The sequence below is a fragment of the Thalassotalea sp. PP2-459 genome (assembly GCF_001913705.1).
Classification (GTDB): Bacteria; Pseudomonadota; Gammaproteobacteria; order Enterobacterales; family Alteromonadaceae; genus Thalassotalea_C; species Thalassotalea_C hakodatensis.
In genome coordinates this window covers 17,147-41,021 of record NZ_MKQD01000034.1, presented here as the reverse complement: position 1 = coordinate 41,021, position 23,875 = coordinate 17,147, and the positions used below count along the sequence as shown (strand labels likewise).

The following is a 23,875-nucleotide window of genomic DNA, read 5'->3' as shown; positions in this document are numbered from 1 at the left end:
TTTGGGATTATGCTCAACTTAACAGCGTTGCAGAAACAGACAAATAAAGTACATTATACCAATTCGCATAAATATTCGGTCATTCAGCGAGAATTAAACGCTTTGGTATTACAATCTAACAATGAATGCTTAAAGTCTTTACGTTACCTCATTCGTTGAAAAACTAGATAACGTAAAGTTTTCTATAATCTGATAGATTTGCTTACCGTTTAATACCGTGCTTTTCTAAAAAAGGTTGCACACGTTCCATAAGCTTAACTTGTTTAGATTGTGCCTCTTGCATACCTATTTGAGCGCCAAGTTGCATTAATTTCGGTGATGTTTCTAAAAATTTTTGACCGATAGGCGTCTTATAAAAACTGATAATTTCGCTAAGTTCATCGGCGGTAAATGCTTGTGAATACAGTTTCTTCATTTCATTTATCATCTTTGTACGATCAATATCTTCGTTATACCAAGTACGAAATATTTCTTTAAGCTCTGCCTTGCCTTTACTATCTAATTTAAATTTAGCAGTCATTTGATCAATCACAGGTAGCATTGCTTCAAACCCACCCGCCATTTGCTTTTCCATTGCCATAACACTGAAAAGTTCATCGATGGGTTTTTCTTGTGCCATGGTAGGTAATGACAATGTAGATAATATTAATGGTAGTATTAAACGTTTTTTCACTTGATATCCTTATAAAACACCGCGACAGCGGGTCAGTATGTGCTTACATTGTATGCGTAAAAAGCGAAGCCGAGTAAGCGTTTATCAGCTCCGCCAACAAATAGATCGGTCAATTAAGAATAGAAATTAACACGTTACGATAGTATTGCAAGTAGAGCAATATCTTGAATAGAATGGTTTGAATATTGATAGCAAATAATAACTCCCTTAAGAATCGACAAGGATGCGCTTAACGCTTTGGCTTCTTTAAGCAGATTCAAACCTCAATATCTATCGCGCCATTCACTCTATATCATCCATTCCTGCTAGTTTTTATGAACAGCCCTTTTCTTAATAAAATCAAATAGCTTTAATTGATAAGCCTATTTGTATTGATACTTCACCCATGTACATCAATTTTGGCTGCTGAGGTTGCATGGTATAATTGCTTCTAAGTGCGATTAACAAACGCTAAATGTATATCTTCTAGGCGACGTCCGCGGGTATCTATCCCATTTTTAGTAAGAACGATAGCGCACAATACTAATGGAACTGCAATCGTGAAAGCAGATACCCCTAATTGTTCAAATAATCCCAGAACACCGAGTAATGCGCCAACTATTCCGCCAAATTTAGAGCTTGCTGCAATTAGACCTGCCCCTATACCGCGGTGCTGTACAGGATAAATTTCCGCTGCGTAGGGAATTAACATGGCGATAACGCCGCTACTGCTGATTAATAGCAACACTGTTGAAGTAATGATCACGGTACTATTAAGTTGATCAAGTATATCGCCAATGATAAACAAACTTAAACTGAGTGCCGTTAACGTAACAAAAAGTACTAACGTTTTGATACTGCTCCATCGGTGATAAAGCCATACAACCATCAGAATACCTGGTAGCGCAAATAAACCTGATTGTGCTAACAACTGATTAGTCGCTTGAGCACTCATACCCATTTCACGCAAATTCGTCGGTAACCATAACAAAAAGCCAAAATTGGCAACCCCCCACGCTACGCCAGTGCCAATAAGTGCTAGTGTAATTAAAGCATATGGTCCTCTCATCATTTGAGATAAGGTACTTGATTCAATTTCTTCACTTTTTACCGACAACGTTTTCTTAGGTTTGGGCTCATCAAGTTCGCCATTGTATTTAGTTAATACCGCTTTTGCTTGATTGATCAAACCCATATTTGCTAAAAAACGTGGGGATTCTGGGATGTATTTATTGAAAATAATAACAATAAGCCCTGTTGGTAAACCTAAAAGCCAAAGTGCTCGCCAACTAAATAATGGTTCAAGTAATGCAGCAGCACCTGACGCGAGCAAATAACCTGCAGAAGTACCAATACCGCCCAGTGCAACAAGTAACCAACCTCGATGATGAGCAGGTACCATTTCAGCCATTAAGGTGAATGTTATAGGTAATAAGCCACCTGCAGATAAACCCATTAAAAAACACATAATAAGGTTCCACTGAAAACTCGGCATCGCACCACAAATGGCTGTACCTATAAACATTAATGCTGAGAGTAGAATAGCAGCACGACGACCCAATAGATCTGCCATTCTGCCCCACAAAACTGAACCAATAGCTGTTCCTGTCAAGGCAACAAGTGCTAAGGTTCCCACGGTCTCACTGTTTATTTGGTATTCATCAGTCATGCCTGGCATAACAAACCCTAATGTAGCAGGCTTCATTACATCAACAATTACTGCGACTAATAGCGCTATCACTAATTTAATATGTTCTGCATTGAGTGGGCTATTATCAGCAACATGAAACTGAATTTCCTCAGTGCTGTTATTTACCCTTAATGTTGCTAAGCGAGGCATTAAGCCATAACAAGCCAATGCTAAACCAAATGGAATCAATGCCATGCCAATCAGCATGGTGCTATCCATCATCATGCCAGCCATCTGGTAATTCATGTGGGCCGCATGAATAAACATTGGAATATGAGAAAGTACGCCTAAAGTAATCAACAAACACCCTAGCCAAAAAGCAACCGGATGGTGAAATAAGTACTCTTTAGCGCGCATTTTTATTACCTTCATGCCACTTGTGTAAGATAACACTGTGTGATTATTAATCGCTTGATTATACCCATATTTGGGGTGTTTTCTAGTGAATAGTGTAATTGCTCAAATTATACATATATCGTCTTTATATGAATTATTTAATAAAGGAACGCGATGCAATAGCGCAAAATATAAAACACAAAAATGTTCATTAACGTTTAAATACGCTTGAAACCTGTCCCGCCGAAAGCGCATGAAGATGCTAAGATAATTTAAGTCATAGTATGCTTTTGCTGATTTTTACAATAAATTTGCAGCGTAATTATTGAAATAGGCCATAGAACTGAGAAGTGTTCTAGTGCTATAGATCACTTCTCTTACCCTCCCTTAAAAACTCACTCTAGTTTCAATATTCGACAAAGCTCTCGCCTCATTATTCGCTAATACTCGATTAAAAATTAACAAATCAGCCATTGATATATCTATGATGGAATTGAGGTTATAATCGCCATCACCACCCTCAGCTATGTTCAACGGAAACTCTGAGGCTAACGATGCAACATTAGATGAAGAAGATTTACTTTCTTGAAACCCTAAATTTGGATCTTGAATATATAACGCTATTTCATTGTTTATCAGATCAAAGCTTGCAACAACAAATATCCATGTATCTTTGGTATAAGGTAATGAAATATCAGATCGGTTTACACCGTCACCTATATTCAATTTTAAACTGGAATTTGTAATGGCAATTGTAAATCCTGGATTACTACCACTATCCCAGTTTTTATTTGAAATCACGTTAGGATCACTTGTAATTTCACCGTTTACTTTCAACCAAAATCCCAAGGTTCTCTGTGTAACATCCTGGAATGAAATTGGAGTTGTCAAATAGCCATCATCTCTATTGATACGGAGCGCTTTGCCTGAATCAAAAGGGCCTTTTTCATAAATCACAGAATCTGCATTGTTTGAAATAAAACTAAATGGAGAAATACTCTCTTGAAAGCTAACATGTTCCGCAACATCTTCAAGCACAGTATCAACAGATGCTGCCTCACCTATTGCAAACTTTGTCCAAGCCGTAATGCTATTCCCAGTATTTGGCTTTAATGTATAAGCAAGATGATGATCTCCTTCAGGTAAAATATCCAAGGTGATTATATCTTCAAATGATTCGTCACTAGCAGAAACTTCTGCTATTTTCTCATCTCCCCTAAAAATACTAACCGTATTAACATCGGATGTTGCACGCCAACTTATTTTATTCGTAACACTTGTTGAAAGTGGTTGTTCTGTTTGTATGTAACTATTTTTTAAACCAACGTTTCCAATCAACGAAGGACTAGAAAATTGATGTTCAGCGTTGAGTTCATAGCCTAAATAATGCAACACAGTCGGAACTATCGCAGTTATTCCAGGGTATCCCATCAGTACATTTTGCTCTTCACTAGCTAGTGAAAATACGCTCGAGTTATTGGCAAACAGTTCATTCATTAAATCTGGTTTATTTGTTCCGATAACCGAAGTACGTTCTTCAATAGAATCCCCACCATGACCACCAGTTTTAACATGACCATGATCAGAAACAACTAAAACTAACCATTGTTCATTTAGGTTTGATTCTCTGTATTCAACAGCGTCTAAAACTTGACCTAATAAGTTATCAATTTTAGACAGTACTTCCTCATATGACGTACACCATCCACACGTATGCCCAGCACCATCAATTTCATCTAGGTGAGTGAAGATAAAATCTAAATTTGAATCTTCATCCTTTAGTTCGTTTACTAATTTTGTGGCGATAAACTCATCAACTGACATATTACTTGGTCTTGCGCTACCATCAGCGCGTTGCTTAAGTAACGGCATTCCATTAGCAGCATGGCCTGTATTTATTGGAGACCATGCTGCAAAACTTGCCATATCAATAGTGCTATCGGCGTTGTGAAGATATTCAAAAACAGTCTTCGTTTTGGCTGGCTGGTTATTATTCGAACTTATTGAGTGTCCATCAACCCATGTCCCAGTTAAAATTGTTGACCAAGATGGTCCCGACGAGCTAGCTTGGTGGCTCTGAGTACCTAGGTAACCTCCAGCAAGTGCTTTTGAAATGCTTAATCGTGGAAAGTGCTGTAGCACCGGTTCATTCATATCAACATTATCTATATCATCAATATAGTCATACATCAGACCATCAATACCAATAACTAGCACCCTTTTCTCTGGATCTTTATCCGCTGTAATAATTGAAGTTTGCTGAGTCTCACTATCATTACAACCTACCAACACAAGAGCTGATAAGCCCCAAATGCAAGCAATTGCTTTCTTAAGTTCTTTCTTTGTAAAGTTCATAATTTCCTCTATATAAAAACACAACTGGTCTAGACCAGATATATTTTTATATTTTTTGATGACACTAGAAAGATAAAAACGTGACAATTTCATGACAATTAAATGAAGACACAAAGTATTACCTATCAACAACGCGATATCTGCCTTTTTTTCTTTCATCTTCTTCAGTGGTCATCTCGACCCTAGAAATGTCATTAACATAGAAACACCACTAAAATAACTCATGGATACGCTATTAATTCTTGTGTATTTTTCATACACTTCATATTAATTATTTTATAAGGATATTTACCATGAAACTCTTACTCCCATTACTACTTTGTACAATCACATTAAACACAATGGCGAATGATGAAGATCCAGCAAAGCTTTGCAAAAATGCAGCTAGCTTATTTGAAAGCGGAGATATTGAAGGCGCACTAGAAGAGGCTCGTTGGTGTGTTACACAGCTTGAGCAATTAAAAAACAATCAAATCAGTAGTTTTTTCAAAGATAAAATTAACAATTTTTCTGGTAATGAGCTTTCCCACCAATCAGCCATGGGAATGAATATTATTGAACGTGAATATCATCATAACGATCAATACATACAAGTCACATTAACAACAGGAAACACTGGCGCTGCCGCATCTGCCTTTGCTGCTCTGGCACAATTTGGTATGACCTCTAGTAACAACAAAGTTCGTATTCAAAGGCGCAACGCAAGCTTAGAGCACACTGATGGCTCTACAAAGCTAACCGTTTCATTAAAAAGCGGTGGCATGTTAGCGTTTGAATCAAATTCAGCAAATAAAGATGCTGTGCTAGCCTTTGCAAAAAGCTTCCCCGTGAAAGCACTTGATAATAATATGATGGAATAATTGCTAGATTTATAGCCTAATAGTTATCGATTAGAAGCGCTATTAGGCTTTATCACATCGCATGTACGACATTTAAAAATTCACTGATATTTACTCAATAGCCTAGAAATTGTTATTTGCACCCATATATATAGAAAAAAGCGCTAATTACCCTATAGGACAACTCATAATGTCTGCAATTGCTGCAAAAATTGCCCAAGAACTCAATGTAAAAACAGACCAAGTAACGGCCGCAATATCGTTACTTGATGATGGTTCAACCGTCCCCTTCATTGCTCGATATAGAAAAGAAGCAACCAAAGGGCTTGATGATGGACACCTTAGAACCTTATCACAACGCCTTGAATATTTACGAGAGCTCGAAGAACGCAGACACGTTATATTAACCAATATTGAACAACAAGATAAGTTAACACCACCACTGCGACAGGCGATTCTTGATGCAGATAACAAAACACGTCTTGAAGATTTGTACCTCCCTTATCGACCAAAACGAAGAACTAAAGGACAAATCGCCATAGAAGCCGGCCTCGAACCTTTAGCTAGTGCATTGTTTCAGCAATGGCAACTCGTCCCTGAAATAGAGGCAGAGCAGTACATTAATATTCCAGCAGGTTTTGAAAATACCGATAAGGTGTTAGAGGGAGCTATATACATTCTAATCGAGCGCTTCGCCGAAGACGCAGCACTACTGGCAAAACTACGTAGATTAATTGCCAAACAAGCGCACTTAAAAAGTAAGGTGCTAAAGAAAAAAGAAAAAGAAGGTGCTAAATACCGTGATTATTTCGAATATTCTGAAAAAATTGTAAAAATTCCCTCACATCGAGCATTAGCATTATTACGAGGTAGAAACGAAGGCTTTTTAAGCTTATCGCTTGACGTAGACCCACAGCAAGAGAGCAGCCACTATTCTTCAGCAGAACACATTATTACCGAGCATTATCAGCTCAACTTATCTTCGCAGCCAGCAGCTAAATTTCTTACCAAAGTGGTACATATGGCATGGAAAGTAAAATTTAGTCAATCACTAGAAACTGAGTTTTTAGGCACCTTACGTGAAAAAGCAGAGCAAGAAGCCATTCTTGTTTTTGCTAAAAACCTGAAAGACTTATTAATGGCTGCGCCTGCTGGGCCAAAAGTAACAATGGGGATCGACCCAGGCTTTAGAACTGGCTGTAAAATAGCGGTGGTAGACGCAACGGGAAAATTACTAAAAACCGCTACTATTTTCCCACATGAGCCCCAAAATAACTGGGATAAATCCATTCGCACTCTGGTTAATTTAGCGCGACAATATAAAGTTGATCTGATTGCCATCGGCAATGGCACTGCCTCTAGAGAAAGCGATAAATTAGCAGGTGAAGTTGTAAAAGCATGCGATGGAAAAATCAAAAAAATTATTGTCAGCGAAGCAGGTGCTTCTGTTTATTCAGCCTCTGAACTTGCCGCGACAGAATTTCCTGATATTGATGTGTCTATTCGTGGGGCGGTATCCATTGCTCGTCGGTTACAAGATCCTTTGGCTGAATTAGTTAAAATTGACCCTAAAGCTATTGGCGTAGGGCAATATCAACATGATGTGAGCCAAAGTAAGCTGAGTAAAGCCCTTGATAATGTTATAGAAGACTGTGTAAACGCAGTTGGTGTTGATATTAACAGCGCCTCTGCGGCATTACTTACCAGAGTGGCTGGGTTAAATAAAACCATTGCTAATAATGTTATTCGATACCGAGATACACACGGTCGTTTTAACAGTAGAAAAGATATCAAATCGGTTGAACGTTTAGGCCCTAAGGCCTTCGAACAAGCCGCTGGATTTTTACGAATTTCTGATGGTATTAATCCATTAGATGCATCTGGCGTTCACCCTGAAACCTACCCTATTGTAGATAAAATTGTAGCTCAGCTAAATACCTCGATAGACCAAGTACTTAATGAAGAAGCATTAGCGAATAAAGTTGATTTTCAGTCGCTCGTTGATGATAAATTCGGTGATATTACCGTCAAAGATGTGGTGCAAGAACTGGCAAAGCCAGCTCGAGATCCTCGTCCTGAATTTAAAACAGCCACCTTTACCGAAGGCGTCGAATCAATCAAAGATTTGAACGTAGGTATGGTGCTTGAAGGCGTAGTGTCTAATGTGGCAAATTTTGGTGCATTTGTTGATTTAGGCGTTCACCAAGACGGCTTAGTGCATATTTCTGCAATCACAAATAAGTTTATTTCTGACCCACGCGATGTGGTAAAAGCAGGCGATATTGTCAAAGTTAAGGTAACGGAAGTAGATGTTGAACGAAAACGGATTAGTCTTACTATGCGACTGACAGATGAAGCATCTGCGCCTACAAAACAAAAATATCAGCCAACTCATACACCGAAGAGTAACACGAAAAGTAAACACCAAGCGAAACAACAGCATCACAACAAAAAACCGAAACCGGTAGAAAATGCCGCCATGGGAAATGCCTTTGCTGATGCCTTTGCCAAGCTAAAAAAATAAGGCCTTCTAGGCTGTATTATTCTAATCTAAGGAGAGAAAATGAATCTTGCACAGCTCAATATTGCAAAAGCAAAATACGCACTAGACGCACCAGAAATAGCAGAATTCATCAATAATTTAGAACCGATCAATGCTATTGCAGAAATCAGCGATGGCTTTGTTTGGCGCTTAAAAGATGACAGTGGTGACGCAACAGATATCAAGGTAATGGATGATCCAGATATCATCGTAAACATATCTGTGTGGCAAGATATTGAATCATTAAAGAATTTTATGTTCAGAACTCATCACATTGATTTTCTCAAAAGAAAACAAGAGTGGTTTCATCGCATACCCGAAGACTCGTACGTATTATGGTGGATACCCGTTAATCATAGACCTACAATAGAAGAGGCGATTGAACGATTGATGCATTTAAGAAAACAAGGGGATTCACCCTACGCATTTACCTTTAAAAGTAACTTCACTGAAGCAGATTTAAATCAGATTAATTGAAACCATAACGGTGTATTTTTGGTATAATAAAGCATCTTATTTCATGATCAATAAGATGCTTTACACTTTTACATTATCGGAACGTTGAGCTTAGCGACTCTAACGTTTCGGCACTTTTATTCACCTCAATACCGTAACGGTTAACTTGTTCAGCAATTTCAGTGTTTTCTTTTGAAATACCATCGATACTATGCACGCTTTGGGTCATTTCTGCAGCGACAGCACTTTGTTGTTCAGTAGCTGTTGCTATTTGCCCCGCAATATCTGTTACTTCATCCATCATACCTTTGATGCGATCCATACCAGCTTTTGCTTCTGTTGCATCTTCTACGCATGATTCAGCTTCACCTTGACTTGAGACCATGGTTGCGCTCCATTGTTGAAGCGTTTGCTGGAGCTCGACCACTGAACCTTGTATTTGCTCGGTAGCAGATTGCGTTCTACCAGCAAGGGTTCGTACTTCATCTGCGACAACAGCAAAACCTCGTCCTTGTTCACCAGCACGAGCAGCCTCTATAGCTGCATTTAAAGCTAATAAGTTCGTTTGATCAGCAATGCCTTGAATTTCAGTCATGATATCTGAAATACGGGTGATATCAGTAACAAGGTTAGTTGCAGTATTTGCCGCAGATTCTACCTCACCGGATAATACGGTGATTTTCTTCTGACTATGATCAATAACACTAATTGCTTGATTACATTCAGACTGCATTACCACGACCTTATCGTAAGCATCTGTAGTACTTTGGCTGACATCTTGAACGGTGGCAGACATTTCTGTCATTGCCGTTGCCAATTGATCTAACTGCGAGTTCTCATTAAATAGACCTTCCAAAGAACGAGCAGAGGTATCTTTTAATTTCACACCAAGATTAACAAGCCCTTCACCTGAATCACGGCTTCTTCCTAAAATTGTTCTTATTTTTGCCTGCTGCATTAAATACGGGTATCGCATTAACGCGGCAATGCCTTTACCACTAAACACCAACCTAGATGGACTATCGAACTCTTGTTTATATTGTGAAATTTGATCAGGTATAGCAATAAACTCATCTTTAAAAATTATAACCAGTAACGCGACAGTCAGTAATAATGCCCCTGCCGCGTACATAGAGATAAACCACGCTAGTAATAGTGTGATTGATAAAACAAGTGCAGCTGCCAGACTACGCTTTAAAGACACATTCGTAGAAAATTCATTTATCGATTTCCCTTGATTGATCTGTTGATACAGCGCCTGTGCCTTTTGTTTTTGTTCAGCCGTAGGACAACAACGAACAGATTGGTAGCCAACAATATTATTTCCCTCGTATAAAGGGGTAACGTAGGCATCTACCCAATAAAAGTCACCGTTTTTACAACGGTTTTTTACCATGCCTCGCCAAGAATCACCTCGTTTAAGTTTTTGCCATAAGTCAGCAAAAGCCGCTTTTGGCATATCAGGGTGACGAACAATATTATGATGCTGCCCTTCTAGTTCAGATTGTGAATATCCTGCTATTCGACAAAAATTTTCATTGGCATATAAAATCACACCTTGAGTGTCAGTAATCGAAACAAGCTGCTCAGAAGGTGAAAAAGTAACTTCATTCGTTGTGATATTCATTAAGGTTTTAAATTCCGTATTGAAGTTGTTGTAAATGGTTTATCTAAGTAAAGATTATATCGGCAAAAAATCCAAATTGTTAAAAAAATATAAAATTTTTAAAGGTTTACTTAATAGCCACAATAAGTTTACGGAATAATAACAAGCTCAAAGTTACACAAAAAAAGGGAAGCAATGCTTCCCTATAAAGATAACCTCAGTGAGGCTAACTAACGCAAAGACGTGTTAACACAGTAACGTTATAGAACATATTTCACAGAAAGTTGTGCGTAATTAGAATCTGCAGCGAGATCTTCTGCATCAAAATTACCAAACTCAACACCGTACGAAAGTTTTGGCGTAATGTTTTTAAACAGGTTTACGCCCCAGTGTGTACGCTCGCGATCAGATTCTTCTGTTTCAGTTCTACCGTAAAATACATTCGTTCTTAAGGTTTCAGTCCAGAAATGGCGATAAGCAACAGAAATAGATGTTGTTTCCTCGACTTCTTCACCGACAAGGTCAGTCGCGGCAGCAGCTCCTACATAACGACCGGTATTGCCACCATGAAGTTGAAACCTAAAATCATCTTTACCCACCGTTTTGATTCTACCGGCAATACCATAGCCAAACCCTGATTCTGATTCGCCACTGACTGTTTCTAATTGTTTGGCGACACCCGCAACTGAAACATTACCCCAATCACCTGAGAAGGTATATTTAGCAATAACATCAGGCACTGAATCTTGTGAACCATAACCACCTGCCCCCGTATAGCCACCGTATGATTCTGGATTTTCAATCGCAATCTGAAAGTTACCGTTGGTATAACGGATCAAGTCTTGACGAATAAATGCCGCAGCAACTAAAGGTCCGCCGAAGTCGGCAGCTTCAGCTAAAGCGCTAGTATTGACGAACGTTGACCAAGTTTGACCTACAGTCCAATTTTTGTATTTAATAAACGCATGACGTAAGCGCGGGTGGCGAGAATTCGTTAAGCGCTCGTTACCGTCACCGCCATAAAAATCCATCTCAATGAAACCGGTGATATCACCATGTTGATATTTTGTATTGAAGCGTGTTGAACTGGCAGAAAAGCGGGTGTTTGAAATATCATCATTAACCACATGACCAATCCAAAAATCATCATTGGTTAACGTTGAAGATGCATTACCATCAATGTAACGAATATCACCTTGTATAAACCCTCCGAAGGTAATTTTATCTTCTTCCGTTAATTGAATTTCATATCCTGCATGTGCTGAACTTGCAATCGTTAATAAGCCTGTCGCCAGTATACCGGCTTTATCAATTTTCATCTCTACTTTCCCCATATTTCGTGTATAGCCTGAGAAAGAAAACTTAACAATCTGTCAGCTATTTATCGTTTTTTTAAACTGTTATTTTTTTTCTGGGTATAACCGTAGAGGCTAAACAGCCATTTAGAAATTAGACCTAAGTCTATAAGAGTGACATTTATCATTAGACTTTAGTCGTATTCCAAAGATATTTACTCGCTAACAAAAGATTGTTAATCGATAAAAGCATGGGACTTTTTATCGTATATTCATGACCTTTGGTCGAGTGTGCCAGCTTTTTTCTTACGAATGTATGCTAAGCTCTTTGTCAGCGACAATTACGCTTAACTAGCGTGATTTATAACAACTAAAATGCAGGTTTCTTCACCATGAACAAATATTTGTCTTTGGCTGCAACGATGATATCGGTTTCAGGCGTTGCACACGCTGACGTAACAAAAGCCGATTATCAACGCGCAGAACAACAATTATCAAGCACCACCACAAAACTGGTGACTGGTACCGTCGACTATCCAAAATGGTCTAACAACAATACCTTAATTTATCGCAGCCAAACCCCTGAAGGGTTACGATTTTTTAAAGTAGATGCTAGCAAGCAAACTAAAGCACCTGCCTTTGATCATCAAAAACTTGCTGAGTCACTTGCACGTATTTCCGAAAGTGAAGTAAACCAAAATAAATTACCCTTTTATCAAGTCACTATTAGTGACAATAACGTACTCAACGTCAACTACAAAGGTACTAATTACCAGTGTCCATTAAGTAATTACCTTTGTAAAAAAGATGAAACATCAATAAAGCGTAGTGAATTTGTTTCGCCTGATGGTAATAAGTCAGTATTTATTCGTGAGCATAACTTATGGTTACGAAATCTTGCTGATAATACAGAAACGCAACTGACCACTGATGGCATTGAAGATTTCGGCTATGCAACAAACAATGCTGGCTGGGTACGTAGTAGCAAACCTGTTGTGACCTGGTCACCTGATTCAAGCAAGCTAACCACCTTTAAGCATGACGGCCGAAAAGTTGGCGACATGGGTATTGTATCCACGGCTGTTGGCCACCCAAAAATTGATGTTTGGAAATATCCATTACCCGGCGATGAGCATATTTTTAAAATTCATCGTGTTGTTATCGACGTAGATAAAGCGAAGGTTATTCCATTAGATATGGCGCCTGATGAGCATCGCTCTACTATCACTGACCATGTTGCCGCACGCGATGGCAGTTTACTTGATATTGATTGGTCAACAGATAGTTCGCACTTTGCTTTTGTCTCTTCTTCTCGTGACCATAAAAAAGCAACGTTACGTTTTGCTGATGCCAAATCAGGTAAAGTAACAACAGTTTTCACAGAAACCGAAGAAACCTTTTTTGAGTCCGGTGTTCAAGGGGTTAGTTGGCAGTATCTTGATAAAACCGATGAAATATTATGGTTTTCTCAACGTTCAAATTGGGGACACTTTTACTTAATAGACGCAAAAACGGGTAAGGTAAAAAAACAAATTACCCAAGGTGACTGGACGGTCATTTCATTACTTCATGTTGACCAAGAAAGCGGCACTATTTTATTTACCGGTGCAGGGCGTGAAGGCGGTGATCCATATTTTCATTACCTTTATCGCGTAAATCTTGATGGCTCAAATTTAACGCTGTTAACGCCAGAAAAACAACACCACCGCATTACCTTAAGTGAAGATGGTAAATATTTTGTCGATCGCGTTTCAACGTATATTACACCAGAAAAAAGTTACGTTCGAAGCACCAACACTGGTAAAGGTTTTGCCATTGAAACCATGAATATCGAACAGTTAAAAGCGAAAAACTGGGTCGCACCAGAGCCGTTTATTGTCAAAGATAGAAACGGTGAACATGATATTTACGGTTTAATGTATAAACCAAGCAATTTTGATCCTAAGCAATCATACCCTGTCGTAAACTATTTATATCCTGGCCCGCAAGTAGGTTCAATTCGTGGCCGTAACTTTCGTGCATCACGAGGTGACAACCAAGCCATTGCTGAACTAGGTTTTATTGTCATTGAGATTGATGCGTTAGGTACACCGGGTCGTTCAAAAGCATTTCATGAATTTTATTATGGCAACATGGGCGATAGTGGCATTCCCGACCAAGTAGCAGCGATTAAACAACTTGCAAGTAAACACAGTTGGATAGATGACAGTAAAGTAGGTATTTGGGGACATTCAGGTGGTGGTTTTGCCTCTACTCGCGCGTTATTAATGTACCCAGATTTCTATAGTGTTGCAGTGTCTCAAGCAGGTAATCATGACAACCGTAACTATGCGGATGAATGGGGTGAAAAATGGCATGGTATGTTAGTGAACAATGAAGACGGTACAACCAACTACGACAGCCAAGCGAATCAACTTATTGCCGATCGTTTAAAAGGTAAGTTATTAATTGCACACGGCACGACAGATACTAACGTACCACCTTACAACACGTTAGTTGTAGTAGAAGCGTTAATTGACGCCAATAAAGATTTCGACATGATCATGCTACCGAATCGCGGTCACGGTTTTGCACGTGAACCGTTTATGTTGCGTAAACGCTGGGACTATTTCGTTGAACATTTAAAAGGGGTAACACCACCTAAAGAGTTTACCTTTGAAACACTAAAAAAATAATATGCTAGTAAATAGCAAGTTTTAACAGTAAAAAAGCCGTTTCGTGTTACGCACAAAACGGCTTTTTACTGTATTGAATTCAACTTCACGAAGATAGTTAAAAACAGCTATTTTTGTCGCTCAGGTTCAAACGCTTCATACCGAGGAAGCTTTGCATCCATCTCTTCCCAATTGGCTTTAGAGGTCACAAAGTTATGTGACATTGGCCTTTCAATTATCGGTGTATCTAATAGCCCTAAGCGTAATCTAATTCGTTGAATATCTTCTAAGTTTTCACTATAAACAGGAGAGCCACAATGTTTGCAAAAGTGGCGCACTCGATTAGCTTTATATGAAAATTGACTGAGTTCATGCTCACCAGAAACAAGGGTAAAGTCTTCTCGCTCAACAAAGCCATTGGTGGCATAAGCTGTGCCACTATTTTTGCGACACAAAGAACAATGACAATGAATAATATCGCTTATAGCACCATCAATCGCTATTTGTACTTTGCCACAGAGGCAACTGCCTTTATACATCTTTTCCTCTACTATGTTTGATATATTTCAATGGGTAACTCGTCGGGATCACTAAAAAAGGTAAATGACTTCCCAGTAAATTCATCAACGCGAATCGGCTCTACTTCAATACCTTTTTTGGTCAATAATAATGCTGTTTGTTCAACAGAATCTACTTGAAAAGCCAAATGCCTTAATCCTTGAGCCTCTGGGTAACTAGGGCGTTTCGGCGCATTGGAAAATGAGAATATTTCGAGTTGGCTACCGTCAGGTAGCGCTAGATCTAATTTATATGATTGGCGCTCTGCTCGATAATTTTCCGCAATAATTTCAAGCCCAAGTATATCTACATAAAAGGCTTTAGTACGTTGATAATCAGCGCAAATAATCGCTACGTGATGAATACCTTTTAAAACAATTTTATTATTCATACTTTGATAAGTTTTTACTTTTTTTAATATTACAGCGTCGAAAATCATTATAGAAAGTGACAAGATCTCATTATTCTTTAATCAACGTGTAATAATCGCCCTCTGGTGGCTTGCCAAAAAGCGGCATAGCAGCTTGCATCTTATCCGCAGGATATTGATTTAACGATGCCTGATGAGCTTCTTTCGTTTGCCATTGTTCTAAGATCACAAAATGTGAGTCATCTTGCTCATCTTGTAAAAGTTGGCAACCCATACATCCTTCACTATTGTTAATGTAATCAACAAGCTCTTGAAAAAACTCTTTTAATGATTGTGCTTGGTTATCTGCGGCATAAAACTGATTAACGCGATGTATCATGGTATTTCCCTGCTAATTAAGTTGGTGCACATTATAATATCTTTACCTGAGCTACCAACACAACAAGAACAACGCGCCTTTAAGATTTTTTATCAGATTATTTAATCGTTTAGCTAAGTCGCCGTGCGTTCATTGCTAGTTTCTACTAGACTAACAGCAGCAAGACTTTTTGAGTAATGAATGTATGACTAAGTCGCTTTGTAAATGGAAGAAAAAAGACATAGAAAAAAACATACACATTATTACTCAAATTGTGGTGCAGCCACGCTTTGCATGTAAAGACTGTGCGCGTGCTGCACACTCAAAAGGTTTTTTATGTAAACCAACAAAGCTCTCTTTTACTCAAGTCGATAAGGAAAATTATGATTAACGTAAATCAAAAAATGCCGAGCGGACAACTTCATCAACGTACAGATAGCGATACTATCACCCATCAATTACCTGATTTATTCGCGGGCAAAAAAGTCGTGCTATTTGCTGTGCCAGGTGCGTTTACTCCAACGTGTTCTGACAACCACTTACCCAGTTATATCGCCTTAGCCGATCAAATTAAAGCTAAAGGAGTTGATGACATTATCTGTATTGCTGTTAATGATGTGTTTGTAATGAAGGCTTGGCAAGACGCTAAAAACGCTGAACATATTACCATGCTCTCAGATGCTGACGGTAGCTATACTCGTTCATTAGGATTAGGTCTAGACATGGAGCCATTGGGTGGTTACCGCTCTAGACGTTATGCGATGATTATCGACAACGGTACAGTTATTCATTTAGCTGCTGAAGAAGCAGGTGAACTGTCTGTTAGTGACGGAGAATCAATATTACAAAACTTATAACAAACACAAACGCAAACAATTATCATTGTTATGATATTGATTTTATTAGGTTTTACTTGCAATAGCACTACTTGATACGTAATAATGCGCAAACTTTTTTATCGAGGTGTAATATGTTGAAATCAGACATGATCATGAAGCTTAATGAGCAAATCAACTTAGAGTTTTACTCTTCTAACTTATATTTACAAATGAGTGCTTGGTGTGAGGAGCAAGGCTTTGAAGGCGCAGCTGAGTTTATGCGTAAACACGCTGCTGAAGAAATGGATCATATGACGCGATTATTTACCTATGTGAGTGAAACCGGTGCTTTGCCAATTTTAGGGGCCATTGATGCGCCACCACATGAGTTTGAGTCTCTTGCCGATGTATTTGAAAAAACCTATCAGCATGAATGTGAAATTACTGAACGCATTAACTCACTCGCACATCAAGCCTTTACTAACCAAGATTATTCTACCTTTAATTTCTTACAATGGTATGTGGCTGAACAGCATGAAGAAGAAACTTTATTTAAAAGTGTTTTAGATAAAATTAACTTAGTTGGCCATGATGGCCACGCACTATTTTTTGTTGATAAAGATTTAGCAGAGCTAGCAAAAACAGGCTCTTCTAGCATAATGACAAATTCGCCCACCGCATAATCATTATATTCGTATATGTTAAAGGGGCTACAAAGCCCCTTTTTTATAAAAAAGTTAATCGGTATTTAAGCTATAACTGTTCTTCTGTTGTAACCCGATAACCGCTAGCGGCGGTGTCATCTTGTTCAATGATTAAAAACAACTCATCACTGTTTTCATCTAAAGTTAACTCAAAGTTAGCCAGCACTATTTCACTACTGTTATGTTTTGCCACCGCAAAAACTTGGTAGGTATTATTTCTCAAAATGATTGATTCGGCATTTGCGTAAGAAACAGCACTTGAATAATAAGCCGTTGCGATTGTTTCATCACTACGTACAAAATAAAACTCAACTACCCCAAAGTCATCACTATCAACTAAATTAACGAGTTGTAATTGATGATCATAAATACTTTCTCTGACACTATTATCAACGACCAACGAGTTAATAGAAATTTCAATTTCATCAACAATGCCGTCACCATTCTCGTCAACATCACCATCGCCATCATGATCAACATTATCTTCTGTTAAATATAAAAAGAGTGTTTTATTGGCATTTTCAGGTAGTGATAATAAATGATTATTGAGTAAAATGGTTTCGCTATCACTGACCGTCACCTTAACGCTAAAGTCGCCATTTTCTTTTACGATTTCATCACTAAACGTTCCGCGTTCAAGTGATGATAAAGAAGATGTTGTATTGCCACCCGTTATTTCAACATCAATAGCATCATTGTAGTCTGCAATCAGCTCATGCTGGTCAATGGCATTAAATACGCGAAAATGAGCTTCTGCGTTGTAATCAAGAAAGGTTTCAGTGTACGAAGACGACACCTTATCGATAATATAAGGTGAATCACTATTTCCTATGTTTTCACGAATAACCATGACATATTGTGACGGGTATAAAAAACTTACATTGTTCGATTGAAACAACACCTCATCTTCACCTGCGTGGGTAATATAAAACACATATTGATCTTGATCGAACTTTTGGTTTTCCGAAAGCTCTTGAAACGAATAGCTACCAATCATTGTTGCTTCATTAAACGTTTCATCGGTTTGAGAAAGATATATATCTAACGCTTGATTAGAGCCGTGCATATTCAACACCCGAAGATTAAATAACGATAGCGTTGAGTCATCTTCATCATCTACTAATGAAATATCATACACATTTACTTGAGGTTGACTGATATCACCACTAGCCACTACGAACTTGATAGTGTCTTGTTCAATCGAGATTTGATCTTGAAATATCATTTCTAAATCAGCACGTGCAGCACTATCTTCATCTTGCCACGCTAACTCATAGAAATAATCACCTGTTGGCAACTCTCTGCGCGTATCAGCAGTACCATATGCTGTACCGCTAAAAGTAATTTCAACTTCATCGTCTTCATCTTCATCTAGATTTTCATCAACAGTCAAAAACAGTGACGGTGCATTCGTAGAAGAATTATAAAATTTTAAATAACCAACTTTATTATCACTGCTATCACTAGAGCCACAGCCGGCCATAATTAACACCACACTTGATAATAAAAAAATCATTAAGGTGCTATAGGAAAATTTTTCATTACGTTGTTTCGTACAATTCAGCATTTTTCATCTCATTTTTATACATCGTTAATCGATACCAAGCTGATATCAAAAGTCTGCATATAGAGAAGCCATTTTTATGTTCGTTCAACGATTTACTCAATCTTTGCACTTCTTTACTTAAGCTTTGCGTTTATTTACTGAATCTTTGTATTTCCTTACAAAATGCTGACACTTTTTCGTTACTCAAAGAAGTCTGTGACTCAGTCCGCAGTAAATACACTGGTGATAAAAGCAAAATATTTTTATAATGCTTGCCTGATTTAATCTAAGGCTTATAACTTGATACATACTGACGTATTAATCATTGGCGCCGGCGCAGCAGGTTTAATGTGCGCAGCAACAGCTGGCTATCGGGGCAAAAAGGTAACGGTAGTTGATATGGGGAAAAAGCCAGGACGTAAAATTCTGATCTCAGGCGGTGGCCGTTGTAATTTTACTAATGAAAATGCCACCCCAGATAATTATCTCTGTGAAAACCCTCATTTTCTAAAATCAGCGTTAAGTCGTTATCAAGCACAAGACTTTATTGAATTAGTGGAACGACACGGCCTTGAATTTCACCATAAAACACTTGGTCAGTTATTTTGTGATAACAGCGCACAAGATCTCGTTGATATTTTGATGACCGAATGTGATTGGGCCGGCGTAAATATCAATCTTCGTAATGAAGTAGTAAGTGTAGAAAAACAAGCTGAGCATTTTATGGTGAATACTTCTACTAACCAATATCAATGCCAGTCATTGGTGGTAGCATCTGGTGGACTCACTATGCCTAAATTGGGCGCTACACCTATTGGCTATAACATCGCTAAACAGTTTGGTTTGCAAGTATTGCCTACCATGGCCGCACTGGTACCTTTTACTCTACAACCGCAAGATAAAGAACGTTTTGAAGGTTTATCAGGCATTAGTGTTCCCACAATGGTCAGCAGCGAAGGTGGCACAAATTTCAAAGAGAATATTTTGTTCACCCACCGTGGCTTATCTGGCCCAGCCATATTACAAATTTCATCATTTTGGCGCGCAGGACAGTCGATCTCAATCAATTTGCTACCCGACATCACCGTCGAAGACTTGATAACACAATGGCGTGAGCTTCACCCGAAGAAATCATTAAAGAACTTACTCTGCACGGTATTGCCAAAAAGCTTTATTGAAGCAATGATCAGCCAGCAAGAAATTACCGACAAAGTGATTAACCAACTTTCTAACGCAGAAATCAGTCAATTGAGTACTTATCTACACCATTGGCAAATCAAACCTAATGGCACTGAAGGCTACCGCACCGCCGAGGTTACGCTAGGTGGCGTTGCTACCGATGAATTATCGTCAAAAACCTATGAAAGCAACAAAGTGAAAAATCTGTACTTTATTGGTGAAGTGATCGATGTTACCGGTTGGCTCGGAGGCTATAATTTTCAAGCCTGCTGGAGCCAAGGCATGGCTTGTGGGCAAGCGGTTAAGTAATGGAAACTAAACTAAATACATTTTCCGGGATACCAAAGTTTTGCAAAATATCACAAAGATCTTGATGCTATTATCATTGAATTTTACAGCACAACTGATCGTAAATTGCACTATTCGAATTTATCAGAAATTATAAATAGCAGGATTGTGAAAATACTAGAAAAGCAAAAAAATTCATAACAAGCCAGTGTGAAATTCACACTTGTAATGGTTACCAATATCATAAATACTAAGTGTTAACTTCACTATGGCGCATTGATGCTGAGTGAAGAGTCCATATCATACGTTATAAGTAGGTGGATAGCATGGAGACTTCCCCATATCAGGGTTTGAAACTTACAATCTTAGAATTTTTGAGCCTTTCAAAAGATGCGATACATATACATATAGGCTTGCTGGTTTTCTTCCTAGCCGTATTGCTGTGGCGTCGTGGTCGCCCTGATATTTTGGCTTTGCTCCCAGTGTTTGTGATAGCAGGAGGAATGGAGGTTTTGGACCTGCAAGATGATTGGGCCTCACTAGGCTATATGCGTTGGTCGGCAAGCCTTCATGATCTAATTAACACAATTTTCTGGCCTACATTCGTCGTAGTATCAAATATGTATTTGAACAAACGGGAAAACTTATAACAACACTATGCGCCAGCAAGCAAACCTGGGTTTCTCTGGCGTTTAATGCAAAGGAATGCTGATGAACTATTTTAAAACTTATTATTTTATCAAGGTTCTAGCCTTAATTGCTCTAACCTTAATAAATTATGAATATTGGGACGGTAGATTTTTGTGGACATTAGTTATCTCGGTACCGTATATAATCATTTTTACCATTGCACACAAAGATAGATACAAAGGTAGCTTAAGGTATTTTATCAGAACATTAGCAGGCATTGTTGTTTTCCTTTTAGCTTTAGGAATATTATATAATGAATCAGCTATCGGATCGATGTATGCCATTGTAATTCAATACAGTGTTATTTTCGCAAGCGAGGCAATTATTGCTCTGTTCACTTACGATAAAGATTACACATAGATAGAGATATCCTCTTAGCAAATAAGCACAAGTTCATCATCGAACACAACATTCTTATACCTTTAATAATCAAAAATCACTTTTCCTACAATAAATAAATTTGTTGGCTCAAGAATTATCTAATGGCTTTACTCAGACATTGTGCTACGAAGACAACGATTACTTTGTTTATAACCAAACTATTGCTTAGCCTGCTTATTTTAGTATTTCAGCAATTGTTAATCAGATTACATGTGAATTAAGAGAAAGCGGCTTGGGAGATCTAAAATAAAGGAATTAATGATAAAACTTGATCACCCTAAAGCCAAGGTGTGGCTTGCGGGCAAGCAGTTTATAATAAACCACAATTGACAGCTCACCCATAAACGTTATATCAATATAATAAGAGACTGATATAAGGCTTAAAAATGTTTGGCATTGACTTAGATGTTAATTTAATTATGTTTAACTTTATGCAAATGAGTATCGCATTTGTATTATCTCTACCGATAGCCCTAAATCGTGAATTAAATGATCGTGGCGCAGGGTTACGCACTTTCCCTTTAGTGACGATTGCATCATGTGCATTTATGCTTGTAGGTATGAGTGTTTACGAAGGTTCTGATGCAGAGGCTCGCGTGATGTACGCTATCATTACCGGCATGGGTTTTATTGGTGGTGGTGCTATTTTCAAAAATAATGATGGAGTAAAAGGTACAGCAACGGCCGCAGGCTTATGGAATACTGGAGCCATTGGTGTTTCAGTGGCTTATAGTCGTTATGAAATCGCTATTGTATTATCAACTATTGGCTTTTTAATTTTTCAGTTCTCAGCAGCAATGAAGCCAAAGAAAACATAAGTTAGCACTTACGCTTTCGATTCATCCATTGTGTTTTCAGCTAGCACTTGCTTTTCTCGTTCCGCTTTAGAAATATATTTTGGTTTATTGCTCTTTTGTTTCTTTGCGTTTGCTTTTTTCTGCTTAGCAAGCAATGTTGATTTTACTTTTTTCTTTCTGTTCATATAATACCGCCTCTTGTTAACCTTGCTATTATAGCAATTGCTTACAAGTAAACGTAGTTATGACACTAGTTTTCATTGAACTTGTTACTTCCAAATGTTAATCACTCATAATTAACGACAAACTCTTTCATAAAATACCGGTTGATATGAAAAAAATTACCCTTTACACCATGAAAAATTGTCCGCATTGTAAAACGGCACAACAATACTTAGACAAACGCAATTTGCCCTATCGTTTATGCAATGTTAAAACACCATCGGGTCAGAAAGAGCTTGCAAGGTTAGGCTATAGAGCAGTTCCTGTCTTAAAAATAGGCGATGCTATCTTAAATGGCTTTTCGATTAAACTATTTGAACGCATACTAAAAAGTGAGTAACCATTAAACCGATGCTCATCTTCGCTTCAAATTTATATAACTTAGCCTTATTTAAATTGATGCCAGTAAGACATGTTTATCCGACTAATTCGCGTGATATATTTACCGAATAAACTCGATTTAATGGTAATTTCATTTTTTCCTTTTTCTTGTAACATTCTGACTACCCTCCTAATAAAACTGAGGTAAGTGTGAATAACCTTGGTTTACTTAGCCAACGATAAGAACTAATATCTTACATAAGTTTAACTTATATATGATTTATAATGGATGCTCGTTTAAAACACCTTAACGCGCTCAATACTTTTGTCACTTCTGCTAGGCTTACTAGCTATAGCATGGCTGCAGAAGAATTATTTGTGTCTCAAGCAGCTGTTAGCCAACAAATTCGTCTGCTAGAACAAAGTTTAGGCGTTAAGTTGTTTATTAGAAGTGGCCGAAACATGCTATTAACACAACAAGGTCAAGAGCTTTACCACGCTTGTAGTCAAGGCTTCAAGTATATAATTGATGGATTAAATAAAGTAAAACAAGACGGCATAGCGGGTGAACTCACTATTACGTCAACACAGGCCTTTTGTTCTTTATGGCTCATGCCTCGTTTATATAAGTTCTCGTTATTACATCCTGATATTAACATTCGCATTCTTGCTTCAAATACCTTAGAAGACATGGCGAAAAAGCATATTGATGTTGCGATACGGTTTGGCCTAGATAAAAGCAGACTACAAGCAGAGCATTTGACTATTGAGCAATGTGGTACCATTAAAGCTTTTCCCGTTTGTTCACCAAAGTTAATCTCATCAAATAACATCACAACACCTAAAGACTTACTCAATTGCCAACTCATTTATTTAGCGAATCAAGGAAAGGTGACTTGGCAACGTTGGTTTGAAGAGGCTGGTGTAACGGGCTATGAGCAACATAAAATGAAAACCGAAGTATCATCTACTGATATGGCGCTAAGTGCTGTATTAGGAGGGTATGGGGTTACTCTTGCAGCAACTGAGTTATTTTCAACTTATTTTGCGAGTAAACAAGTTGTAATACCGTTTAATATTCAACACCCTGTACAATGGTATCGTTTTCTTTTATATGATCAGCATTCATCTAAGTTGGCGCGTATTAATATTTTCATCGATTGGCTAAAGAATGAAATAATGAACAACCCAGATAAAACCAATTAACATAATGACTCA

23 protein-coding genes are annotated in these 23,875 nt (G+C 38.1%); 13 read left to right on the top strand and 10 right to left on the bottom strand.

The window, feature by feature from the left end; translation table 11 throughout:
* Positions 1-202: 202 nt before the first annotated feature.
* The 3 genes from BI291_RS06465 to BI291_RS06455 form a co-directional block, all read right to left on the bottom strand.
* On the bottom strand, positions 203-673 hold the full coding sequence (locus BI291_RS06465; protein ID WP_254849538.1) for a DUF2059 domain-containing protein: 471 nt from the start codon (positions 671-673) through the stop codon (positions 203-205).
* A gap of 430 nt (positions 674-1,103) precedes the next feature.
* A complete protein-coding gene (locus BI291_RS06460) occupies positions 1,104-2,699 on the bottom strand; it encodes an MFS transporter (RefSeq protein WP_074497316.1) in 1,596 nt (531 codons plus the stop codon).
* Between the two features lie 366 nt (positions 2,700-3,065).
* On the bottom strand, positions 3,066-5,033 hold the full coding sequence (locus BI291_RS06455) for an alkaline phosphatase family protein (protein WP_074497313.1): 1,968 nt from the start codon (positions 5,031-5,033) through the stop codon (positions 3,066-3,068).
* 293 nt (positions 5,034-5,326) lie between these two features.
* Here BI291_RS06455 and BI291_RS06450 point away from each other — a divergent pair, with 293 nt between their 5' ends.
* The 3 genes from BI291_RS06450 to BI291_RS06440 all read left to right on the top strand — a co-directional run bounded on the left by BI291_RS06450 (position 5,327) and on the right by BI291_RS06440 (position 8,891).
* Positions 5,327-5,893, top strand: coding sequence for a hypothetical protein (locus tag BI291_RS06450; RefSeq protein ID WP_074497311.1), 567 nt, complete (start codon positions 5,327-5,329; stop codon positions 5,891-5,893).
* A 169-nt stretch (positions 5,894-6,062) separates the two neighbouring features.
* Entirely contained in the window at positions 6,063-8,396 is a 2,334-nt protein-coding gene (locus tag BI291_RS06445) for a Tex family protein (RefSeq protein ID WP_074497308.1), read from the top strand.
* 39 nt (positions 8,397-8,435) lie between these two features.
* The gene (locus tag BI291_RS06440; protein WP_074497305.1) at positions 8,436-8,891 is read left to right on the top strand and encodes a DUF3291 domain-containing protein; all 456 of its coding nucleotides are present in this window, start codon (positions 8,436-8,438) and stop codon (positions 8,889-8,891) included.
* A gap of 73 nt (positions 8,892-8,964) precedes the next feature.
* Here BI291_RS06440 and BI291_RS06435 read toward each other — a convergent pair whose 3' ends face one another.
* Complete coding sequence (locus tag BI291_RS06435; protein ID WP_074497302.1) at positions 8,965-10,497, bottom strand: PAS domain-containing methyl-accepting chemotaxis protein; 1,533 nt, start codon at positions 10,495-10,497, stop codon at positions 8,965-8,967.
* A 239-nt stretch (positions 10,498-10,736) separates the two neighbouring features.
* Entirely contained in the window at positions 10,737-11,795 is a 1,059-nt protein-coding gene (locus tag BI291_RS06430) for a DcaP family trimeric outer membrane transporter (RefSeq protein ID WP_074497300.1), read from the bottom strand.
* A gap of 368 nt (positions 11,796-12,163) precedes the next feature.
* Here BI291_RS06430 and BI291_RS06425 point away from each other — a divergent pair, with 368 nt between their 5' ends.
* Positions 12,164-14,446 (top strand): DPP IV N-terminal domain-containing protein, encoded by a 2,283-nt coding sequence (locus tag BI291_RS06425; RefSeq protein WP_074497298.1) that lies wholly within the window; start codon positions 12,164-12,166, stop codon positions 14,444-14,446.
* Positions 14,447-14,553: 107 nt separating this feature from the next.
* Here BI291_RS06425 and BI291_RS06420 read toward each other — a convergent pair whose 3' ends face one another.
* From BI291_RS06420 to BI291_RS06410, 3 genes are all read right to left on the bottom strand, one after another.
* The gene (locus BI291_RS06420; RefSeq protein WP_074497297.1) at positions 14,554-14,964 is read right to left on the bottom strand and encodes a GFA family protein; all 411 of its coding nucleotides are present in this window, start codon (positions 14,962-14,964) and stop codon (positions 14,554-14,556) included.
* 11 nt (positions 14,965-14,975) lie between these two features.
* The gene (locus tag BI291_RS06415) at positions 14,976-15,374 is read right to left on the bottom strand and encodes a VOC family protein (protein ID WP_074497981.1); all 399 of its coding nucleotides are present in this window, start codon (positions 15,372-15,374) and stop codon (positions 14,976-14,978) included.
* 70 nt (positions 15,375-15,444) lie between these two features.
* Positions 15,445-15,732 carry a putative quinol monooxygenase gene (locus BI291_RS06410; protein ID WP_074497296.1) on the bottom strand — a complete coding sequence of 96 codons (288 nt, stop codon included), beginning with the start codon at positions 15,730-15,732 and terminating at the stop codon, positions 15,445-15,447.
* A 184-nt stretch (positions 15,733-15,916) separates the two neighbouring features.
* Here BI291_RS06410 and BI291_RS06405 point away from each other — a divergent pair, with 184 nt between their 5' ends.
* The 3 genes from BI291_RS06405 (at position 15,917) to ftnA (ending at position 17,212) form a co-directional block, all read left to right on the top strand.
* Positions 15,917-16,102 (top strand): hypothetical protein, encoded by a 186-nt coding sequence (locus BI291_RS06405; protein ID WP_074497295.1) that lies wholly within the window; start codon positions 15,917-15,919, stop codon positions 16,100-16,102.
* Positions 16,095-16,568, top strand: a complete 474-nt coding sequence (locus tag BI291_RS06400) for a peroxiredoxin (RefSeq protein WP_074497294.1) — start codon at positions 16,095-16,097, stop codon at positions 16,566-16,568. Before BI291_RS06405 ends, BI291_RS06400 begins: the two co-directional genes overlap by 8 nt.
* A 113-nt stretch (positions 16,569-16,681) precedes the next feature.
* Entirely contained in the window at positions 16,682-17,212 is a 531-nt protein-coding gene (gene ftnA / locus BI291_RS06395; RefSeq protein ID WP_074497292.1) for a non-heme ferritin, read from the top strand.
* Between the two features lie 70 nt (positions 17,213-17,282).
* On the opposite strand, the gene BI291_RS06390 is transcribed toward ftnA, so the two are convergent.
* Positions 17,283-18,800 carry a hypothetical protein gene (locus BI291_RS06390; RefSeq protein WP_074497289.1) on the bottom strand — a complete coding sequence of 506 codons (1,518 nt, stop codon included), beginning with the start codon at positions 18,798-18,800 and terminating at the stop codon, positions 17,283-17,285.
* Positions 18,801-19,079: 279 nt separating this feature from the next.
* On the opposite strand from BI291_RS06390, the gene BI291_RS06385 reads away from it, so the two are divergent.
* The 4 genes from BI291_RS06385 (at position 19,080) to BI291_RS06370 (ending at position 22,135) form a co-directional block, all read left to right on the top strand.
* On the top strand, positions 19,080-20,267 hold the full coding sequence (locus BI291_RS06385; RefSeq protein ID WP_074497287.1) for an NAD(P)/FAD-dependent oxidoreductase: 1,188 nt from the start codon (positions 19,080-19,082) through the stop codon (positions 20,265-20,267).
* Between the two features lie 305 nt (positions 20,268-20,572).
* A complete protein-coding gene (locus tag BI291_RS06380) occupies positions 20,573-20,896 on the top strand; it encodes a hypothetical protein (RefSeq protein ID WP_074497284.1) in 324 nt (107 codons plus the stop codon).
* A gap of 61 nt (positions 20,897-20,957) precedes the next feature.
* Positions 20,958-21,296: a hypothetical protein gene (locus BI291_RS06375; RefSeq protein ID WP_074497282.1), complete on the top strand. Its 339-nt coding sequence runs from the start codon at positions 20,958-20,960 to the stop codon at positions 21,294-21,296.
* Positions 21,297-21,703: 407 nt separating this feature from the next.
* Complete coding sequence (locus tag BI291_RS06370; RefSeq protein ID WP_074497279.1) at positions 21,704-22,135, top strand: MgtC/SapB family protein; 432 nt, start codon at positions 21,704-21,706, stop codon at positions 22,133-22,135.
* 8 nt (positions 22,136-22,143) lie between these two features.
* On the opposite strand, the gene BI291_RS06365 is transcribed toward BI291_RS06370, so the two are convergent.
* Complete coding sequence (locus BI291_RS06365; RefSeq protein WP_074497276.1) at positions 22,144-22,299, bottom strand: DUF2986 domain-containing protein; 156 nt, start codon at positions 22,297-22,299, stop codon at positions 22,144-22,146.
* Between the two features lie 146 nt (positions 22,300-22,445).
* Here BI291_RS06365 and BI291_RS06360 point away from each other — a divergent pair, with 146 nt between their 5' ends.
* Both BI291_RS06360 and BI291_RS06355 read left to right on the top strand, forming a co-directional pair.
* Complete coding sequence (locus tag BI291_RS06360) at positions 22,446-22,676, top strand: glutaredoxin family protein (protein WP_074497274.1); 231 nt, start codon at positions 22,446-22,448, stop codon at positions 22,674-22,676.
* Positions 22,677-22,942: 266 nt separating this feature from the next.
* Positions 22,943-23,863, top strand: a complete 921-nt coding sequence (locus BI291_RS06355; RefSeq protein WP_074497271.1) for a LysR substrate-binding domain-containing protein — start codon at positions 22,943-22,945, stop codon at positions 23,861-23,863.
* The last annotated feature ends 12 nt before the right edge of the window (positions 23,864-23,875 follow it).